Consider the following 19,021-nt stretch of genomic DNA (forward strand, 5'->3'; position numbering starts at 1 on the left):
ACGCGCGCTGTTAGGATTAGGAGTCGTGAAATCTCAATCCGGCTCCGCACTGATCTTTTCTAGTTTGCTGGCGCTTAGCGCCACCGCACTGGCCGCCTGCCAGCCCGATGTGGGCGTGGGCGCCGATCCGGAAACCGCGGTCAAGGGCAATGCCACCCCGGCGGCCTCGCCCGCCAAGGCAGACCCGGAGGGCACCGTCGTAGACCTTAAGGAAGACATCACAGACCTTGCTGCTGTCGATAACTCGCTTGCGGTGCGCACTAAGGACCAGCTCCTTATCGGCAGCCAGAAAGAGTTTGCGGGCCATAAGGCAACTGCTTTAGACATTTCTGCGGAGTGCGGTGATCTAAGTTCATCGTCGTCGGGCTTTGTACTGGCCTGCCCGGAAAAGGTCCTGCTCATCGATCCCTCCTCCCCGGATTCTCCCGAGGAGGTCCGTATGGAGGAGGAGACTCCTGTTACTGCTGCCACCCAGCTTTCCAGCGGCGAGATCTTTGCTACCTCAGCCGATTCCAGCACCGTTGGCATTTATAAAGACGGCAAACGCGAAGGTGACATCGAGGTCGAAGCCGGCTCGGACCAGCTACTAGCCGTGCCCAATTCCACGGGTGACGATGGAGTGGTACGCATTCACCGCGAGGATTCCACCATTCAAAACGTGGATTGGACTAATGATCGCGCGGGCGGTCGACTGCGCGTTGGCCAGGGTGTAGGAAGCATCGCGGTGGGCGACAATGGCGTTGTTCTTGCCTCCGATACCGAGGGCGGACGCTTGGCTATCTACACTTCCGATGATGTCGTTCGCCTGCACCAATACGGCAACGTCAATGGCACCCCATGGGGCGTAGCTTGGGACAAGGAGCACAACCTGGCGTGGGTCAGCGCCACGGATACGAACAAGGCTCATGCCTATGAGATAAATAAAGGTGTTCCGGAACTGCGCGGAGATATCTCTACCGTGCCAGATGCACAAAACATTGCCGTACTTAACAATGGCACCTTCGTGGCTGCCTCCGCTACCGGCCACGGTCTCCAGTTCGTGGACACCCCGCACCTGAAGAAGGAGTCTTAACACCATGACCAGCACTATCGATCGACTGCGCGCGCAGGCCTACCAAGTGGCATTGCGTGGCATGTTTCAGCTTAGCCCGGAGCGAATCCACGGAATTATCAACACCGCACTGAGTGGACTCCAGGCGGCTGGTCCGGCCAACCGGGCCTTGGCAAAGGTGCTGCCGGTCAACGATCCGGTGCTCCGCCAAGAGGTCTTTGGCGTAGAGTTTCCCCGCCCACTGGGACTAGCTGCAGGGTTTGATAAAAATGCCGCCGCTGCTGATACCTGGTCCCCGATTGGCTTCGGCTTCGCGGAGTTGGGCACCGTCACCGCCCAAGCACAGCCGGGAAATCCGGCGCCGCGACTTTTTCGTCTAAAGGCCGATAAGGCCATCTTGAACCGCATGGGGTTTAACAATGAGGGTGCAGCGGCCGCTGCAGAAAACCTCCGCAAGCGCCGCTACAGCGATGTTATTGGCATTAATATTGGCAAGACTAAAGTCACCCCTGCCGAGCACGCTGTGGAAGATTACCGCCGCTCTGCTTCCGTATTGGGCGACTTGGCTGACTTCCTTGTAGTCAACGTTTCCTCGCCGAATACCCCGGGCCTGCGCGACCTACAAGCAGTGGAGTCGCTGCGCCCCATTCTTTCTGCCGTGCAAGAGTGCACCGCCGTTCCAGTGTTGGTGAAAATCGCTCCCGATCTTTCGGATTCCGACGTAGATGCAGTGGCAGACCTAGCCCTTGAACTCGGTCTCGACGGTATCGTAGCGACCAATACCACCATTTCCCGCGAGGGGCTCAAGACCCCTCCTGCCGAGGTAGCGGAAATGGGGACCGGTGGAGTATCTGGTCCCCCGGTAGCCGAGCGCTCTCTGGAGGTGCTGCGCCGTCTCAATGAGCGTGTCGGAGGCCAGCTCACCCTCATCTCCGTCGGGGGCATCTCCACGCCGGAGCAGGCGTGGGAACGCATCACTTCCGGCGCTTCCTTGTTGCAGGGCTACACCGGCCTCATCTATGGCGGTCCAGATTGGATCCGCTATATCCACCGTGGCATTGCCGCCCAAATCCGCGCCCACGGCTTGCGCAATATTTCCCAAGCGGTTGGCTCTGGCCTGCCATGGAAACCCGTGGATTAATCCCTATCGGAGACTCTTGGTTAAACAAGGTAGTCCGCCCCCACCTGCTCTACCCTAAGCAGCTGGGGGCGGACTTTCATTGACCAAACACGGCACTGGCTAGGCTTGCGCCATAGCGCTGCGCCTGAGAATAAGCGCGCACAGGACTGCGAAGCCGGTGTAGAACACCACCCAAAACTGCGCTTGAGTAAATAAAATCCCGCCGGGTAAGAAGCGGCTCGCCGCAATGACTACGATCGCAACCACTAATGCCACAACCTAGGCGCGGCTTCCCGCCTGGCTTCTACTCATGGTACTAAAGGCCCCGACGAGGAACGCGGCAGCAACAATAGCCACCTTCGAATACGTCCATGCGAAGTCGGCTCCCCAGCCATCCGAAAAGACAGAGATTAGCGCGAAGAGAGCCAGCACGAATGCGACCACCATGAAGGCGCCGCCGACCCGCAGGGTCGCCGGAGGGCTAGCCTGCGATGCACTAGAGCTACTTGCCATTACTTTGCCTCGTACCAGCCCCACAAAATGGCACGGCCGAGCGCGTGGAAATGCAGGTTGAAGCCGAGCACAGTCGGGGTTGCATCTGGGTCGATATCGAGCTTCTCCACGTCTACTGCATGGACTGCGTACAGATAGCGGTGAGGTGCGTGACCTGCAGGCGGGTTAGCGCCATAGTAGGTGCGCTCGCCCGAATCGTTGCGCAAGCTAATAACACCGTCAATGCCCAGGTCTTCTGCAGCACCAGCATTGGTAGGCAACTCGCTTACCTCAACGGGGATATTGAAGGCTGCCCAATGCCAGAAACCAGAAGCGGTGGGCGCATCCGGGTCGAAACAGGTCACAGCCAGGGACTTAGTGCCTTCAGGCAAACCGGACCACGCAAGCTGAGGGGAAACGCTTTCCGGAGCGCGAAGCTTTTCTTGCAGCTCATCGCCTTCGACCACGTCGGTGGAAGAAAGAACAAAGGAAGGAACATCACGCAGCGGTGCGTAGGGATCTGGTCCAGGGAAACGGGAGTCATCTGCATAAGAAGTCATAGACCCATTTGTACCCCACCTCACAAGTCGATGTCGATGTGGTGTAACCGCACGCCATGGTCACACTACAGTCGTACCCCAGTACGACGCCTAGGCCGGATTACACCCATGTATTTCACCACCCTTCACGCATGGACTTTTCGGCGCCCTACGCTGGCGATTTGTAAAGCACACCCCACGCAAGATACAGTATCGGAGTGCCCAGCCGAGAGGCTGACAAACACCCTGCCCGGGTGGCGGAATGGCAGACGCGCTAGCTTGAGGTGCTAGTGTCCTATTAACGGACGTGGGGGTTCAAGTCCCCCCTCGGGCACAGGCTTCCGGCGGTTACCACGAGGTAGCCGCCGGATTTTTCTATCCTGCACTCCCTCAAGGACTACGATTTCCCCATGACCACATTTCTGAGTTGGGTGCGCAATTTCGGCCACTTCCTGCTTTCGCTCACTCGGTCCGCTTGGCGCTCAATCCAGCGGTGGACCGTGCAGCGGTGGATAGTCGTTCTCGCTGCAGTAATCGCCCTCCTCGCCGTGCTTTATTTCTACGACCTGCCGGATGTGGCTCGCCTGCGTGATGCCTCCACCCGATTTGGCGCATGGTTCCCCTTCATCTTCACCCTAGGTTATGTCATATTTACCCAGTTTCCCTTTCCTCGAACCTTCTGGACGGTAGCCGCAGGACTATTATTTGGCCCGTGGAAGGGACTCGCGCTTTCCCTGTGCGCCTTGACGGTATCAGCGGCGTTGTCCTTTCTTATCGTTCGCAAGCTCCTCGGAGCCTGGATCCGCCCGCACCTGACCCATCCCGCAGTGTTCACAATCAACGCGCATCTCGAGCGGCGCGGGTGGCTGGCCATCGCTTCCCTCCGGATGGTAGCCGGCGTCCCGTTTAGCCTCCTAAACTACGTTGCTGCCCTTACTCCGGTAAAGCTCAGCCACTTCACCTTGGCCACCCTTGTCGGTTCTATTCCTACTACGGCTTTGGGCGTGTTCTTCGGCGATACCCTCACCGGACATACCTCACCCGGCATCGTCCTCGCTATGGTGGTTTTCGCTGCGATTGGAGCGGGAGGGCTTTATATGGACTCGCGACTTCCCACTCGCCCTTAAGTCAAGTTCGAGCGGTAGACTATTCCGCATTAGGTTCTTAAAGGGAGGTTTTCCATGCTTGCTGTCCACGCCCGCTACCGGGGCCGCTCCGTGCGTCGTGCAGAGTTGGTCCAGCGTTCTGCGTCGGCCCTATCAACTCTTTCTGGCGTTGGAGAGTTCCATGTGCTTGGCGTGGAAGATATTTGCGCCGTAGTTGATTCAGCAACGGCCGTCTGCGACGTCGTCATGGCCTTGCTTGCCGACGGCGACTGGGCCATCGGCATCGGTATAAGCCCCGGCAACCAAGAAGATGAGGAGGGGGCACGCCAAATAGCTACCGCCGCGTTGCGGAAGTCCGCCCGTATGGGCCAGGTCTACGCCAAGATCAACAAGCGTGGCCGCGCTTCCGAGGCAAGCGATATCGCGGCCACCTTTGCCCTGCTGGGATATGTTTTGCACAAGCGCACCATCGAGGGGCGCGAGGCTACCTCACTCGTGCGTGCTGGGCTGAACCAAAATGAGGCCGCCGAAGAGCTAGGGATTTCTAAACAAGCCATGTCGCAGCGCCTCCAGGCGGCCGGCTGGAGCGCGGAGTTGGCTGGATGGCAGTTGGCCGTCAACCTGATTGAACGCGCGAATCTTACCCAGCCTTAGAGCAAATCAGACTTGCTCAGTTCGGGCGTCGTAACGAAGTCCACGAGCCGCTCCACCGCGCCAATCAGACTGGAATCTAAGTCACGGAAAGAATGCACGGCGTTATACACATGACGCCAACCGTCCTTAGGGTCGCTCCACCCCACGCGCCTGCACATTCCGGTCTTCCAGTCCTCGCCATAAGGTACTTCTGGCCATGCACGCAATCCCACGCGCTGCGGCTTCACCGCTGCCCAAATATCGATGAATGGATGACCAGTGACTAGGACATGCTCTCCCACGGTTTCCGTTAACCGGGTTTCCTTGGAACCTTGAACGAGGTGGTCAGCCAACACACCTACCCTGCGGCCGGGTCCGGGCTGAAATTCCGCCAAGCGGTCTTCCAAATTGTCCAGGCCTTCAAGGTATTCCACCACTACGCCTTCCACGCGTAGGTCGTGGCCCCACACCTTTTCCACAATAGCGGCGTCGTGGACACCTTCCACCCAAATGCGCGAGGGCGCGGCGACCTTAGCCTCCACGTTTTCTACGCGGCGGGAACCGGAGTTGGACTTGCGGGGTGCCTGCTTTTCGACGTACCGGGTAAGCGTAACCGGCTTACCCTCCACTAGGAACCCGCCTTTGACCAAATTAAAAACGCGTTCCACACCGTGGCGATCCTCAAGGCGAACTACCTCACCGAAAACGGTCTTATCCACCCCCATGACAGCACCCACAAATTCGTCACCACGTACTTCCACTACCATTCCGGGCTCAGCTGGCACCTCAGGATATTGACGCGGCTTCGACCGCGAGTGGCCAGCAAATATGTCTCCGCCATAAGGATCAAAACTCATGGCCCGTTAGTCTATCTATTAGACTGGCTCGTCATGGATATGCGCGCCGAAGTATGGTCACCTTTACAAAACACCGCTGTCTGGCTGGGCTCGTGGCTGTGGGGACACGAAACCACCGATGATTTGCTAGATGCTCTTAAAGAACTGGGCGGGCGTCCGGAGAGTGTGGATGAAGCACCGTTCGTCGATGTGCTAGCGATGCTGCGCGCAGAGACCGCTGAACTTACCGCGAAGCGCGGTGAGCGCGCGGAACCCGTTGTACGCCTCGCGCTTTCCGGGCCGGGAGAGCCCCCTGCCCTACCCGCAGGATCGGAGTCCTATCACGCAGCTATCCAAAGTTCCGCCGGAGCAATCATAGTTCGCACCAATAATCCCACGCGCAACTTAGTCCTCATACCTCATATCCACCACAGCCACACCGCGTGGCAGGTGATCGTCGAAAAGCAACAGCTCCCCGCCCCCGCCTGGCTGAGCCCTGGGGAAGCCGACGCACTGCTTGCTCAAGCAACCAATGAATCCGCTGACCTTATCGCCGCAACTGGGTATAGCACTGAAGCGCTGCCCACCCCCCGCCTCACCGTGGGAACTTTAAGCGACTTTTATGACACCCCCGGCCTTCCCCAATCAACGCCGGCCCGAGCAGCCAAACTCTTCACCCGCGCCGACCGAGTGGCCGCGATCATCGAAACGGTTACCGACCGCATCAACGATCACAGCCTTGACCCGCAGTTACTCCGCTTGTGGCGCCACATCCGGCAGGCCCGCATGACGGGCGTTGCCTATGCACTCGGGGAGTTCGCGCGTTAAAGAGACCAAATATCGCAACATCCCGCGGCACACGGCGCACCATTGAGCGTGCACCCTTGCACGGTCACCTGCCCGCTGGTTTCCTTCTCGCGGCCATGCTCCAGCTCTTCTATAAGGTCAACCACCATTTCTGCAAACCGAGGGGTCGGGCCTGCAGTACGGGTACGCACGACCCTGACCCCCATATCCTCGGCCGCCTTCTGCAGCTCGGAATCGAGATCCCAAATAACCTCCATATGGTCGGAGATGAAACCAATTGGGCAAACCACAACCGTGTCGACGCCTTCGTTGTGGTGAATCTCAGTGGTGTGATCAACAATGTCGGGCTCTAGCCACGGAGTGCGTGGATTGCCTGAGCGTGACTGCCATACAAGGTCATAATCGGAAATACCGGCCTGCAACGCCACCAACCGCGCCGCCTCGGCCACCTGGCGGGAGTAGAGGTTTTTATCGCCTTCCGCGCCGCCAACGTTATCGTGCGCAACCGGGACAGAATGCGCGGTGAACAAAAGCCGGGTAGTCCGCTTCTTATCAGCTGAAACTTGTTCCCAGACCTCCGTTACGGCAGTGGCCATTTCGGCCACAAATTTCGGATGATCAAAGAATTGACGAATCTTCGTAAATTCAATCTCCGGCAGGCCTTGCTGCGCGAGATGTTCGCGCATGCGCTGAATATCTTCGTCATATTGCCGGCACGCGGAGTACCCACCCCATGCGGAGGTGGCAAACACAGCTACTTTACGGATACCGTCCCGAGACATCTGTTCTGCGGTCTCGTTGGCAAAGGGATGCCAATTCCGGTTGCCGAAATAAACCGGTAGATTATGTCCGCGTTTTTTCAGCTCACCTTGGACATGTTCGATAATTTCACGGTTGAGCGCATTGAGCGGACTTACGCCTCCGAAGTGATAATAGTGCTCACCCACTACTTCAAGCCGTTCGCGAGGAATGCCTCGACCACGGGTAACGTTCTCCAAAAACGGAACGACCTCCTCGTTTCCTTCCGGGCCACCGAAAGAAAGGACGAGGAGGGCGTCGAAGTTTTGGGCATTCTGTTGTGCGTCAGTCATGCCCTAAACAATACCAACCAAAAGTTGGAGATTAGAGAAGGCGCACGACGTCGGGAGTAGCGCCACCCCAGCGAACTGGAACTACTGAAACAGTCTGACCAGACTGTGGCGCCTCAATCATTTGGCCGTCACCTAGGTAGATAGCTACGTGCTGGTTGCCACCAGGACCGTAGAAGATAAGGTCACCGCGCTTCGCGTTGTCGCGAGGAACCTTCTTGCCCTGCTGGTACTGTGCGCCAGTGTAGTGAGGCAGGTCCAGGCCAGCTGCCGCGTAGGCGTACTTTACGAGGCCAGAGCAATCGAAGCCCGACTGGTTGAAATCACCGAAAGAGTCAGCCACTCCGCCATCTCGGAGCCCACCGGTAGGACCATTGTTATCGCCGCCGCCCCAAACATAAGGCACACCAACCTGAGATTCAGCACGGGAAATGACGGCCTCAATCTGAGCATCACGCCCAGCATCTGCGCCCGCAATAGCATCGTCAGACTCCGTCACCTCGTCCACCTCAGGCGCATCAGCGCTAGCAGCGGGTGCAGTGTTCGGGCTTCCCAATCCAAGCAAGTCAGATGAGCCCTGCATGAGGGTGCGCACATCGTCCTCATCAACTGCAGCAGCGATATCATTCGCAAGTCCGAGCGCATCATCTACAGAGGACCCAGTTGCGAAGTCGACGTTCTGAAACCTCGGGGTAGCACCCTGATTGAGGGCGTTTCCAAATTCAGCTTCCGGAGCGGTACCACCCTGGTTGATAGCGCCTCGCTCTTCCGAATTATTGGACGCGTTCGGGCCAGCAGAAACCTGCGGGACCCCCTCCCCAACAACCTCATCGGTAAAGTTTTCTGACTTGATTTCTTCGGTCAAGTTTTCAGGGTTGACCGTCGCGGCGTCGGAAGCCTTTTGATTGTCAAGCTCATTAACTGGATTTAGGCCGGTATCAAGCGTGTCCTGCTGAGAGAGCTGAAGACCGCTTTCGTTTGCCTCCTGGGATTCCGCTCCCTGCTGGCGAGCAAAAGTTGCCTCCGCAAACCGTTGGGTAGCGTTCAGTCGAGCCTCATCTTGTGCTAACTCTCGACGCTCTTGCACCACACGATTCTCGGCGTCTCGCTTGTCTTTGTCTGCCTGATCCAACTCGCCCTGCAGGCTAGCAAGGTACTCTTCATTCGCCCCTGGATCGTCGCTAACTTGTTCCATTTGGCTCTGGATCCGAGCGATACGATCCTCGGCTTCAGCGACATCAGCTTCCGCTCGACTTAGCTCTGCACGCGAAGCCTCAACAGCCCCCTGCAAAGAGTCTGCGTTGTTAACCGCGCGGTCAATTGCCGCACGCTCTGAGTCGTGTGCTTGGATTACACCAGCATTGTCCGCCGGTGAATCATCGGCGCCTGCTGGCGCTACGGTAGAAAGAGTTGATACGGCTGCGGTACCTACTACCGCAGCAAGGAAAGCGCGAACATGTCGAATGCGCGGAAGGCGAATGGTGGCCACTGAAATACTCCTAGATTGGACCCACACAGTTCCTTTAAGAAGTGCCCATCACCGCTTCCGCGCATAGGAATGCCCGGGCTCCCCGCCTGCCTATTTCGCACAAACGCAGGCGTTATCGCATGTCTAACCGGGGTAACTAGAAAATCGCCTCGAGACGATAAAGATAGGTACGCGAAGCTATTCTCAAGCGCCCGTAGACACTAGAGGGGTAAATGGTTATGGACTGCCTCAATTGGCTGAGACTTCACTCCGGGCGTGTTGTTTCTATGGACCACCCAACAGTCCAGGGACTTTTCGTGCTGTAACTGGAAAACCTGGCCATTATCGCTTTCCAGCCGACTGCCTTAAATCGCTACTGTTTCCCCACAACAGCGAAAATCAGACACCTTTGGATCCGGCTGAATTGATTAAAAGCCTACTCGCCCAAAATCAACAGGCTGGCGCAAAAGGTCTACACATATCCTTTGTTCACATGTTCACAGCAGAAATTCCCATGACTGCGAAGTCCACATTCTCGTTCGCGATATTTGCGACATACGTTCCAGGATGCGTTTTACAACCCAAGATTCCGCATGCCCCGATCACGTTCTATTGCACTGAGCGCCGTGAGAACTGCTCTACGGGTTCTGGCATGACTCGCCGCGGCGCCGGCTGACTTTGTTAAAAGGTCTAGCCCCTTAACAATCCTGAGCCGTCGAGGGCAAGCAGCCACAAACCATGAACAGGCCACACGAAGCTGGCCCTGGCGGAGTGAACAGGAGTTCCTAGACCCAAAACCCTATGGACCTATCCGTGCACCCCTTTCGTGGCTCTGAGCTTCGCGCTCTGCCCTATCGAAAGATTCGCACCAAAAGTTCCACACGGTGGAGTTCTAATGAACCCGTCTCACCTCATAAACGGAAGGTGGGTTGATGTTTAATTTTTTCGAACATTGCAATCGCTCAAGTTTTTAACTTGCATCCCCAACCTCTTTCGATGGAGCCCGGTTCATTGACTTCCAAGAACGGCCACTCGATGTTCCATCATTCGCTCGAGGCGTGCTTCCCCACATACCCGTGCGAGTTCTCTCGTGACAGTCAAGGCTAAGCCCATGAACCCAGGAAGCAAGAAATGTCCCCTGAGTCGACATCCGAACCTTACGTCACGACACGCCCGCTTCGCACAATTTTCCCGCAATTCACGTGAGTCAAGTTAATTCACATGACTCAACATGAGCACCTAACCTGCAATGATTTTGTTACCATCCCGTTATTGTGATTTTAATCACACGGCACCTGGATGGACACACGCTTCAAACCGGCCCCTGTGGACAGTATGGAAGCAAACCGACCACTCCCCTACCCCGAGTCAACCCCTAAGGGTTTACTTTGCCCCTCCCCTGCCCTTCCCGTACCTTTCACCGACACCCCTAATCGTTTTGTCATCGGATACGGGCCCTGCTTCGGCACCCAATTTTAGACGCCTTCAGCACTCCTACGGATAAACGAGACAGCAACTTGTTCATCGCCGCCCGGCACCTCTACCCCACCCCCTGGTGGTCTTTACGTAAATTACTTTCCTCCTAAAACGGTTCGCAAAAGTTTCAGCTACTTATCTAAAACTTTTTCGAACAAACCTATTTTCCTACAGTCTCCACCTTGTTCAAGAGGCGTTACTTGGAATCTCGGATCCAGCGCTCAATGTCGAGGCGCCCTGCCTTTCATACCCCTGGGGTCCGCTTACAGCCCTTCAGACTTGCGTCGGCTTGCCACCATAAAAGAGCTAACCAAGACAAGCACAGCAATCACAGCAACCGCTCCCACGACTGTTGCCACCGGGAAGCTGATTTGGTCTAGTCCTCCGTAGTACTTAGTCAGAAGGTCCACCTGGTCAAGCCCGGGCGGCAGTTGCGCCTGTACTGACTCAATATCGGCTCGACTATAAGTATCACTAACCGAAGAGACATGTTGTGGGGTCTGGACAATGACCGTGTTCAACCCCGTGGCATCTTGAAGCTCTTGGGCAATGTCGCGGACGTCGGGGGTCCGAACATCGATTACATCAACTACGGCCACGCCGTCGCCGTCCCGCAACCCCTTGCTCACATCCGCATTGAGTGTGGCATTGTGGCTAAGCGCCGCGGCCGTATAGGCCACCCCATCCTCTTTGAGCTGATTCGCCAAGTCAGATATATCTACCCCTGCGGGAACCATGCGAATCCCTTCCTTATATATAGGGCCCCTAAACTACTTCTCCCCCAAGATACGGGCAGCTAGAAGCGACCCAACTCCTCAACTCGCCGGTTTTCCCGAAAAGGTGAAACAGAACGCTTGTACTGTTACAATGGCAGCGACCGAAGGTTTTAGCCTCTACAATATCTAGGTGAACCATCGCGTTCTTTGTCGCCTTCAGCACTGCGGGCCCCATGGTCGCGTCCTGTCACATTAGTGACCGAAGACGCAGAGCACCGCCCCGCGGTAACGACAGACGACGAGTACCAAACAGAACACACTGTTTATCAACAAGGAATGGAGCTCCCTGTGACTGAAAGCTTGAACTCCTTCGAGGCCAAGAAGACCCTTGACGTCAACGGCAAGTCTTATGACTACTTTGACATCAACACCGTCTCCGGCTTGGAGAAGTTGCCTTACTCCCTCAAGGTGCTAGCAGAGAACCTGCTGCGCAATGAGGACGGCAAGAACGTAACCAAGGACCACATCAACGCCCTGGCAAACTGGGACCCGGAAGCGGAGCCAGACACCGAAATCCAGTTCACCCCAGCACGCGTGCTCATGCAGGACTTCACCGGCGTTCCTTGCGTTGTTGACCTTGCCACCATGCGTGAGGCGGTCTCTGCCTTGGGTGGTACCCCGGATCAGGTCAACCCGCTCAACCCAGCCGAGATGGTTATTGACCACTCCGTCATCGTTGAGGCCTTTGGCTCCACCGATGCACTGGAAAAGAACGTCGAAATTGAGTACCAGCGCAACGAAGAGCGCTACCAGTTCCTTCGCTGGGGTGCTGAGAACTTCTCCAACTTCCGCGTTGTACCTCCAGGAACCGGCATCGTCCACCAGGTAAATATCGAGTACCTGTCCCGCGTTGTATTCGACAACGAGGGCCTTGCTTACCCTGATACCTGTATCGGTACCGACTCCCACACCACCATGGAAAACGGCCTAGGTATTCTTGGCTGGGGCGTCGGCGGCATCGAGGCAGAGGCTGCGATGCTCGGCCAGCCGGTATCCATGCTCATCCCGAAGGTCGTTGGCTTCAAGCTGACCGGCGAGATTCCAACCGGTGTTACCGCAACCGACGTTGTACTTACCATCACTGAGATGCTGCGCGAGCACGGCGTTGTCCAGAAGTTCGTAGAGTTCTACGGCAACGGCGTCAAGTCCGTTCCGCTGGCTAACCGCGCCACCATCGGCAACATGTCCCCTGAGTTCGGTTCCACCGCGGCGATCTTCCCAATTGATGAGGAGACCACCAAGTACCTCGAGCTCACCGGCCGCCCACAGGAGCAGATCGACCGCGTTGAAGCATACGCCAAGGCGCAGGGAATGTGGCTGGAAGAGGATGCCCCGGAGGCAAAGTACTCCGAGTACCTCGAGCTGGACCTGTCCACCGTTGTTCCTTCCATTGCTGGTCCAAAGCGCCCGCAGGACCGTATCCTGCTGACCGAGGCCAAGGAGCAGTTCCGCAAGGATTTGGCTAACTACACCACCGACGAGGTTTGCGTCGATGAAACCTCTGTTGAGGCAAAGCGCATGTCCGCAGAAGGCGGCGCTCCGGAATTGGAGGACGTCACCGGCGGTTTGAATAAGGCCCGCGAGGGCCACGGCGAGTCCTCCGCTATTGGTGCAAAGGGCCGTCACTCCAACCCGATTACCGTTGAGTCCCAGAATGGTGGCGAGTTCACCTTGGACCACGGCATGGTCGCTATCGCCTCCATCACCTCCTGCACGAACACCTCCAACCCATCCGTGATGGTGGGCGCAGGTCTTATTGCCCGCAAGGCAGCAGAAAAGGGCCTCCAGTCCAAGCCGTGGGTTAAGACCATCTGTGCCCCTGGTTCCCAGGTTGTTGATGGTTACTTCCAGCGTGCAGACCTCTGGAAGGACCTCGAGGCAATGGGCTTCTACCTCTCCGGCTTCGGTTGCACCACCTGTATCGGTAACTCCGGCCCATTGCCGGATGAGGTATCTGCAGCCATCAATGAGAATGACCTAGCTGCCACCGCGGTTCTTTCCGGTAACCGCAACTTCGAGGGTCGTATCTCCCCAGACGTCAAGATGAACTACTTGGCCTCCCCAATCATGGTCATCGCCTACGCCATTGCCGGCACCATGGACTTTGACTTTGATGCACAGCCACTGGGTCAGGATATGGAAGGCAACGATGTCTACCTGAAGGACATCTGGCCATCCCCGCAGGAGATTGAGGACACCATTCAGTCCGCTATCTCCCGCGAGATGTACGAGGCTGACTACGCCGACGTCTTTAAGGGCGACGAGGCTTGGCGCAACTTGGACGTGCCGGAAGGTGAGACCTTCAAGTGGGATGAGGATTCCACCTACATCCGCAAGGCTCCTTACTTCGATGGCATGCCTACCGAGCCAAACCCGGTTGAGGACATCAAGGGCGCTCGCGTTCTTGCGAAGCTGGGTGACTCCGTCACCACCGACCACATCTCCCCTGCTTCCGCTATTAAGCCGGGCACCCCGGCTGCGCAGTACCTTGATGAAAACGGCGTTGCACGCAAGGACTACAACTCCCTGGGCTCTCGCCGTGGTAACCACGAGGTCATGATGCGCGGTACCTTTGCGAATATTCGCCTGGCTAACCAGCTGGTCGATGTCACTGGTGGCTACACCCGTGACTTTACCCAGGAAGGCGGCCCACAGGCCTTCATCTTCGATGCTTGCCAGAACTACAAGGAAGCCGGCATTCCACTGGTAGTCATCGCTGGTAAGGAGTACGGCACTGGTTCCTCCCGTGACTGGGCTGCAAAGGGCACCAACCTGCTTGGCGTAAAGGCTGTAATCACTGAGTCCTTCGAGCGCATCCACCGTTCCAACCTGATCGGCATGGGCGTTATCCCACTGCAGTTCCCACAGGGCGAGTCCCACGAGTCCTTGGGGCTGGATGGCACTGAAACCTTCGATATTGAGGGCATCACCGCCTTCAATGAAGGCTCCATCCCGAAGACAGTCCACGTCACCGCCACCAAGGAGTCCGGCGACACCGTCGAGTTTGACGCTGACGTCCGCATTGACACCCCGGGTGAGGCTGACTACTTCCGCCACGGCGGCATCCTGCAGTACGTCCTGCGCCAGATGGTCAAGAGCTAGGCGCTTTTCGCACAATCCTTAAGCCCCTGAAGGGGCTAAGGGCCTAGGTTCGGTCGATAACGCGGGGTTGCACCGCCCTCCCCAGTAGAGGGCGCTGCGGCCCCGCGTTTCGTCGCATAGATTTTATTCTTATTCAAAATTACTGATTTATTATTCTTTAGACGTTCCCCATTAAGGAGAGTTGCCTACTATGCCAATCGTCAGCGAATCTGAACTCAGCCGCCGTCGGCACGACATTCTCGTAGGCGCTCGCCGGTGTTTTGCAGAGCACGGGTACGAGGGAGCTACAGTTCGTCTACTAGAACAGGCAACGGGCAAGTCCCGCGGCGCAATCTTTCACCACTTCGGTGACAAAGAGTCTCTCTTTCTTGCATTGGCGCAAGAAGATGCCGCCCGTCAGGCCGAGGTCGTAGCCCACAATGGCTTGGTTGAGGTTATGCGTGAGATGCTCCAGCATCCTGAGCGTCACGATTGGCTAGCCACTCGCTTGGAAATCACTTCCCTCCTCCGCACTGATCCTTCCTTCGCCGCTAGGTGGAAGGAAAACCAGTCGGTTCGTGGCGAGGCCGTGCGCGCACGCTTGGCGTCCAATGCGGACAAGGGCCGCCTGCGCGATGATGTTAATATCGACACCTTGGCTATCTATCTAGAGGTGTTTATGGATGGGTTCATCAACCGGCTCGCCTTGGGCGAAACCGCAGAGCTGGAAAAAGTCCTTGACTTAGTAGAGCAATCTATCCGTGGCGGTCAGGCGGATCTGTCTTAATCCCGTCTGAACAGTCCTGCTCCCGGCTGCTTGTTACTTGAAACGCGCAATAGCCGGGAGCTTTTCGCATGTGCTCAGCGGTGCGGTGACGGTAATTTCTTTTCCGTGACTTGGGCGTAGGTCGATATTTCCGCCACAAACTGCGGATCATGGCAAGTAACCACTAAGGCACTGCCGGACTGTAATCCGTAGTGGATTAGTTGGTGCATAAGCCATCGGTCCGCGGCGGAAAGCAAGGTATCTGGCTCGTCGAGCAGCACCTTCTGGCGGTGCTGCCCAATAACGTGGGCCACTTGCGCAAGCCGCAGGCGTGATGATGACAAATCTAAGGGATGATCAGCAGGATTTAATCCCAGCAGGTTGCGCAAAGCTTCATTGGGTACAAATTCCTCCACTGTGGAAAATGCCGCCTGGTCAAACGGCGACTGCATAGCAAGGGCGGGAAGATTTCGTACAACTCCCCCGCCATCAAGCCCGGCGGCGGCGCGCAAGAGCGACGTTTTACCGCTACCATTATTGCCGCGCAACCATGTCACCCCGGCTTCCACGGTGGGGATTTCTACGGGGCCGACGCTAAAAGTTGTTCCGGTGGGCTGGGAAAATTGCCACCACCTTTTCTTCTTTGGTCCTCGCTGGGCAATTAGCGGGCCTATGCTCCCCTGCCGCCCGCGCGCATATACCCGCGGCAGGTTGAGGGGTGCTACGAGTGGTTCTGTTCCTATGATTTCTCCGCCTAGCTCTGGCCAGGTAGTACTCGAGACGGCAATAACGCAGGTATGCGGCATTGCCTGCAGAAGGTTAATCACTTGTGCGCGCGACTCTGAATCGAGGCCAGCTGCGGGTTCACAAATGATCATGATCGCAGGCTCGCGGATGGCCACACAGGCTGCGGCTAATCTGCGAGTTTGGCCGCCAGACAGCTGCGCGGGGTCATGTTCACAGTAGGCCGAAAGGCCCACTGCGCTAAGCATATGGTCCCCGCGGACTTGCATCTCCTCCGCAGGCACACCCGCGTTTTCCAGGCCTAGTACTACTTCTTCAATGCAGGACTCGCGCAGGAAACTAATTTGTGCGGAAGCATCCGTGCCGATGATTGCTGCGGTGGACAGAGATTCCGCTAGCTGCGCCGCAACATCTTCCACTGCTTTATCAGGATCGACGAGAACCTGAACGATGGTCCCAGGGGTGGGGCGAAGGTGGGCTAGATCCATCTAGCAATCACCACCGCAAGGCACACTAGCGGGATAAGGAAGCGTAAGACTCGGGACAACCTGGAATCGGCAACGGGCCGCAATAAGCTGCGTTTCCCTTCCTGGTCGAACCCGATGGCGGCCAGGGCTTGGCCGCGTTGAGTTCCTTGGATGAGGAGGCGAGCGATGACAGGAATAATGACGCGAGAGATGGTATTGCGCCAGGTTATGGTGATTCCGGCTAATTGGTTGGCTTCACGGACGCATCGCCAGGCATGCGCGCCTTGGGGCAAGGTCTGTAGGGAGGAACCAACCACATACGCCATCTTGTGTCCGGCGCAGGAGATTTGCAGCCATTTGGCGATATCCGCGATGCGCAGCGCCGCCATTGCTGCGATGAAGCAGGCCATGAGCGCACAGAAGCGGAGGCTGAGGCTACCGGCGAGCATCAGGCCGTCGGCAGTAAGCAAAGGCGCAACTGGGGTGTCCCCGTAGGGAGCGTGAATGACCAGCATGGAAAGGGCCGCGGGCACGCTCAGTGCAATCGTAGTCAAAATCACGGAGGCGTTGCGGGTAGATACAGTGCCGCTGGCAAGGGCAACGAGCATGACGCTTGCCGACGCCACTGGGGTGTTCAGCGCCAAGGTAAGAAGCCAGCCGCAGGCCGCAATGGTGACTACGGTGGCAGGATGGAGGCGGCTCATCAGCGTGGTTGCAGCGATTCACGGGTGCGTTGCGGCAAAGCTTTTACCGCTGCCCAGACGATAAGGAAAACCAGCGCTTTATCCAGGGGATCTGAGATGAAGGACTGCAGGGTAACCGAGGCGATAAGGGAATTGCCCAGCTCGCGAAAGAGCGAGACAACCGCGCCCGTACCAAGACCCGCGGTACCGCCATAAACAAAGGCAGCGACAGGGGCGGCGAGCATGCCGGAGACAATGCCGATAACGGCGCCACTGAGAATAACCCACCATACCTTGGTAAATGCACCCTTCTTGATGACGAATCCGGAGAGGAATCCCGTGGCGGCGGACACTGCAGCGAAAGGCAAAGCAGCGGGGTTGAGCAAGCCCCACACGACAGAAGACAGCGTGCCGGTAGCCAGGCCAGCAATGGGCCCGGCAAGCGCGGCTACCAGGATAGTTCCCACGGAATCGATATAGAGAGGGATGCCGATTGAACCAATGATTTCACCAACGACAATATTAAGGACCAGCGCCACCGGGATGATGGCGATGGTTCGCGCTGGTAAAGCCGGCACGGTGCCAGCAAGCAGGAGCGCGGCGCCGATAAGATAGCCGCTCAGGGTAACGAGCGCTTCAGTCGAACCAGCAACAGAATGCCAGTCCGTGGGGCGCAAAAGCACCAGGTAAATCCAAGTCGCGGCAACGATTAATGCACCCGCGATGACCATGGCCTTGCGGGCGGGGGTGAGAGAAAGCTGTGACACAATAAAAGTCCAAATCCATAAATAGAAAAAGGGCATAGAAAAACGCCGACCGCGGATGGTGCTGCTTTCCTATGTCACCTCGGAAAGCGATCCCGCACGGCACGTGCGCCGCGGATAATAGTAGAGGTTCTGCTCTTTAAAAGCCACTAGCGTGAAGCCAATAGTGTAAACCCCCGCAGACATTCTTGATGCGCGGCTTCCATATCTGCGCTCGTAACCAGTCGTGCGTTGTGGGCTCGGCCCCAGTGGTTTCGCAAGTCCGCAACGCTCGTCCCCCGCAGTAGCGGCGATTCCGCTTCGACATCAACGGTAGTTTCTACAACCTCGAAGTCGATCTGCTCTAAGGCGATCATGCACGTCAAAAGGTCGTGGATTTGGGCCTGATAGCCTTCCCCCTGCGCTTGGTGGAATTCAAAATAGTAGCGCAACACATCCGGCAGGATTTGTGCCATAGGGTGTCCGTGCAATAATTCCATGACCGCTTCTAGGCGCTGTGGGGTAATGAGAAACTGCTCTGTTAGCTCAAGCGAACATAGTGTGGTGGGAACGCGCGGGGCAGATGAATGAAAGTGCTGGGCGGCGGCGTGCGGATCAACCCAAAAGTTCCATTCCGCGGTCGGGGTGGTATTTCCCCGGTAGTTAACCGCGCCGCCCATGATGGTAATGGCGCCAAACTGCGCGACGGCTTCACTATGGGCTTTTTCAAATGCTGCAAGATTGGTGACCGGCCCGGTAACAATCAACTGCAGATCGTGATGAGCGGCTAGTGCTTCTTTCCATAGACGCTGCCAATCGCTGTGGTGCAGCGTGGTAGTAGGTGCAGTGGCATAGCCCAATCCCGTCGAACCATGGGTCTCAGGGGTTGTGGTGAGATCCACCTTCAAAGGGCGGGTCAAACCGGGGGCTACGGGGACATCGGCAAGCGAGCACAAATCCAGGATCCAGCGGGCATTGGCCGCAGTCTGATAGGCCTCGACGTTGCCGGCTGTAGTGGTAACGCCCACCAGCTCAATTTCCCCGGCCTGATGAAGGCCCGCCAAATACATCAGGGCGAGGCAATCATCTATGCCGGGGTCACAATCAATTAAAATAGCTGGAGGCGTGGCAATCATAGTGCCAGC

General features: G+C 57.1%; 16 protein-coding genes and 1 tRNA gene. 8 read left to right on the plus strand and 9 right to left on the minus strand.

The window, feature by feature from the left end:
* Nucleotides 1–25: 25 nt before the first annotated feature.
* The gene (locus tag QP990_RS04250) at nucleotides 26–1,072 is read left to right on the plus strand and encodes a hypothetical protein (protein ID WP_284798520.1); all 1,047 of its coding nucleotides are present in this window, start codon (nucleotides 26–28) and stop codon (nucleotides 1,070–1,072) included.
* 4 nt (nucleotides 1,073–1,076) lie between these two features.
* Nucleotides 1,077–2,192: a quinone-dependent dihydroorotate dehydrogenase gene (locus QP990_RS04255; RefSeq protein ID WP_284798521.1), complete on the plus strand. Its 1,116-nt coding sequence runs from the start codon at nucleotides 1,077–1,079 to the stop codon at nucleotides 2,190–2,192.
* 491 nt (nucleotides 2,193–2,683) lie between these two features.
* On the opposite strand, the gene QP990_RS04260 is transcribed toward QP990_RS04255, so the two are convergent.
* Complete coding sequence (locus tag QP990_RS04260) at nucleotides 2,684–3,223, minus strand: YbhB/YbcL family Raf kinase inhibitor-like protein (protein WP_086587667.1); 540 nt, start codon at nucleotides 3,221–3,223, stop codon at nucleotides 2,684–2,686.
* 227 nt (nucleotides 3,224–3,450) lie between these two features.
* Between QP990_RS04260 and QP990_RS04265 the strand changes: the two genes are divergently transcribed.
* The 3 genes from QP990_RS04265 (at nucleotide 3,451) to QP990_RS04275 (ending at nucleotide 4,962) form a co-directional block, all read left to right on the plus strand.
* A tRNA-Leu gene (locus QP990_RS04265) sits at nucleotides 3,451–3,536 on the plus strand.
* 76 nt (nucleotides 3,537–3,612) lie between these two features.
* Nucleotides 3,613–4,329 (plus strand): TVP38/TMEM64 family protein, encoded by a 717-nt coding sequence (locus QP990_RS04270; RefSeq protein WP_284798522.1) that lies wholly within the window; start codon nucleotides 3,613–3,615, stop codon nucleotides 4,327–4,329.
* Nucleotides 4,330–4,383: 54 nt separating this feature from the next.
* Entirely contained in the window at nucleotides 4,384–4,962 is a 579-nt protein-coding gene (locus QP990_RS04275; RefSeq protein ID WP_023021534.1) for a hypothetical protein, read from the plus strand.
* Here QP990_RS04275 and QP990_RS04280 read toward each other — a convergent pair.
* On the minus strand, nucleotides 4,959–5,798 hold the full coding sequence (locus tag QP990_RS04280) for a DUF3097 domain-containing protein (protein WP_034655356.1): 840 nt from the start codon (nucleotides 5,796–5,798) through the stop codon (nucleotides 4,959–4,961). The two genes, QP990_RS04275 and QP990_RS04280, sit on opposite strands and share 4 nt — an antisense overlap.
* Nucleotides 5,799–5,831: 33 nt before the next feature.
* Between QP990_RS04280 and QP990_RS04285 the strand changes: the two genes are divergently transcribed.
* The gene (locus QP990_RS04285; RefSeq protein ID WP_023021532.1) at nucleotides 5,832–6,605 is read left to right on the plus strand and encodes a hypothetical protein; all 774 of its coding nucleotides are present in this window, start codon (nucleotides 5,832–5,834) and stop codon (nucleotides 6,603–6,605) included.
* On the opposite strand, the gene QP990_RS04290 is transcribed toward QP990_RS04285, so the two are convergent.
* The 3 genes from QP990_RS04290 to QP990_RS04300 all read right to left on the minus strand — a co-directional run bounded on the left by QP990_RS04290 (nucleotide 6,602) and on the right by QP990_RS04300 (nucleotide 11,353).
* Entirely contained in the window at nucleotides 6,602–7,675 is a 1,074-nt protein-coding gene (locus tag QP990_RS04290) for a ferrochelatase (RefSeq protein ID WP_023021531.1), read from the minus strand. The genes QP990_RS04285 and QP990_RS04290 overlap by 4 nt on opposite strands.
* A 31-nt stretch (nucleotides 7,676–7,706) precedes the next feature.
* On the minus strand, nucleotides 7,707–9,161 hold the full coding sequence (locus tag QP990_RS04295; protein WP_239208367.1) for an NlpC/P60 family protein: 1,455 nt from the start codon (nucleotides 9,159–9,161) through the stop codon (nucleotides 7,707–7,709).
* A gap of 1,718 nt (nucleotides 9,162–10,879) precedes the next feature.
* Nucleotides 10,880–11,353: a DUF6676 family protein gene (locus tag QP990_RS04300; protein ID WP_023021529.1), complete on the minus strand. Its 474-nt coding sequence runs from the start codon at nucleotides 11,351–11,353 to the stop codon at nucleotides 10,880–10,882.
* Between the two features lie 327 nt (nucleotides 11,354–11,680).
* Between QP990_RS04300 and can the strand changes: the two genes are divergently transcribed.
* Nucleotides 11,681–14,494, plus strand: a complete 2,814-nt coding sequence (gene can, locus QP990_RS04305; protein WP_023021527.1) for an aconitate hydratase — start codon at nucleotides 11,681–11,683, stop codon at nucleotides 14,492–14,494.
* 190 nt (nucleotides 14,495–14,684) lie between these two features.
* Nucleotides 14,685–15,260, plus strand: coding sequence for a TetR/AcrR family transcriptional regulator (locus tag QP990_RS04310; RefSeq protein WP_023021526.1), 576 nt, complete (start codon nucleotides 14,685–14,687; stop codon nucleotides 15,258–15,260).
* A 74-nt stretch (nucleotides 15,261–15,334) separates the two neighbouring features.
* On the opposite strand, the gene QP990_RS04315 is transcribed toward QP990_RS04310, so the two are convergent.
* The 4 genes from QP990_RS04315 to QP990_RS04330 form a co-directional block, all read right to left on the minus strand.
* On the minus strand, nucleotides 15,335–16,471 hold the full coding sequence (locus tag QP990_RS04315; protein WP_023021525.1) for a hypothetical protein: 1,137 nt from the start codon (nucleotides 16,469–16,471) through the stop codon (nucleotides 15,335–15,337).
* The gene (locus tag QP990_RS04320; RefSeq protein WP_284798523.1) at nucleotides 16,462–17,154 is read right to left on the minus strand and encodes an energy-coupling factor transporter transmembrane component T; all 693 of its coding nucleotides are present in this window, start codon (nucleotides 17,152–17,154) and stop codon (nucleotides 16,462–16,464) included. Before QP990_RS04320 ends, QP990_RS04315 begins: the two co-directional genes overlap by 10 nt.
* Entirely contained in the window at nucleotides 17,154–17,864 is a 711-nt protein-coding gene (locus tag QP990_RS04325; protein ID WP_239206865.1) for an ECF transporter S component, read from the minus strand. Before QP990_RS04325 ends, QP990_RS04320 begins: the two co-directional genes overlap by 1 nt.
* 182 nt (nucleotides 17,865–18,046) lie before the next feature.
* Nucleotides 18,047–19,012 (minus strand): nucleoside hydrolase, encoded by a 966-nt coding sequence (locus QP990_RS04330; protein WP_248098352.1) that lies wholly within the window; start codon nucleotides 19,010–19,012, stop codon nucleotides 18,047–18,049.
* Nucleotides 19,013–19,021: the final 9 nt, after the last annotated feature.

The sequence above is a fragment of the Corynebacterium sp. MSK071 genome (assembly GCF_030232125.1).
In the GTDB taxonomy this organism is placed as follows: Bacteria; Actinomycetota; Actinomycetes; order Mycobacteriales; family Mycobacteriaceae; genus Corynebacterium; species Corynebacterium kefirresidentii.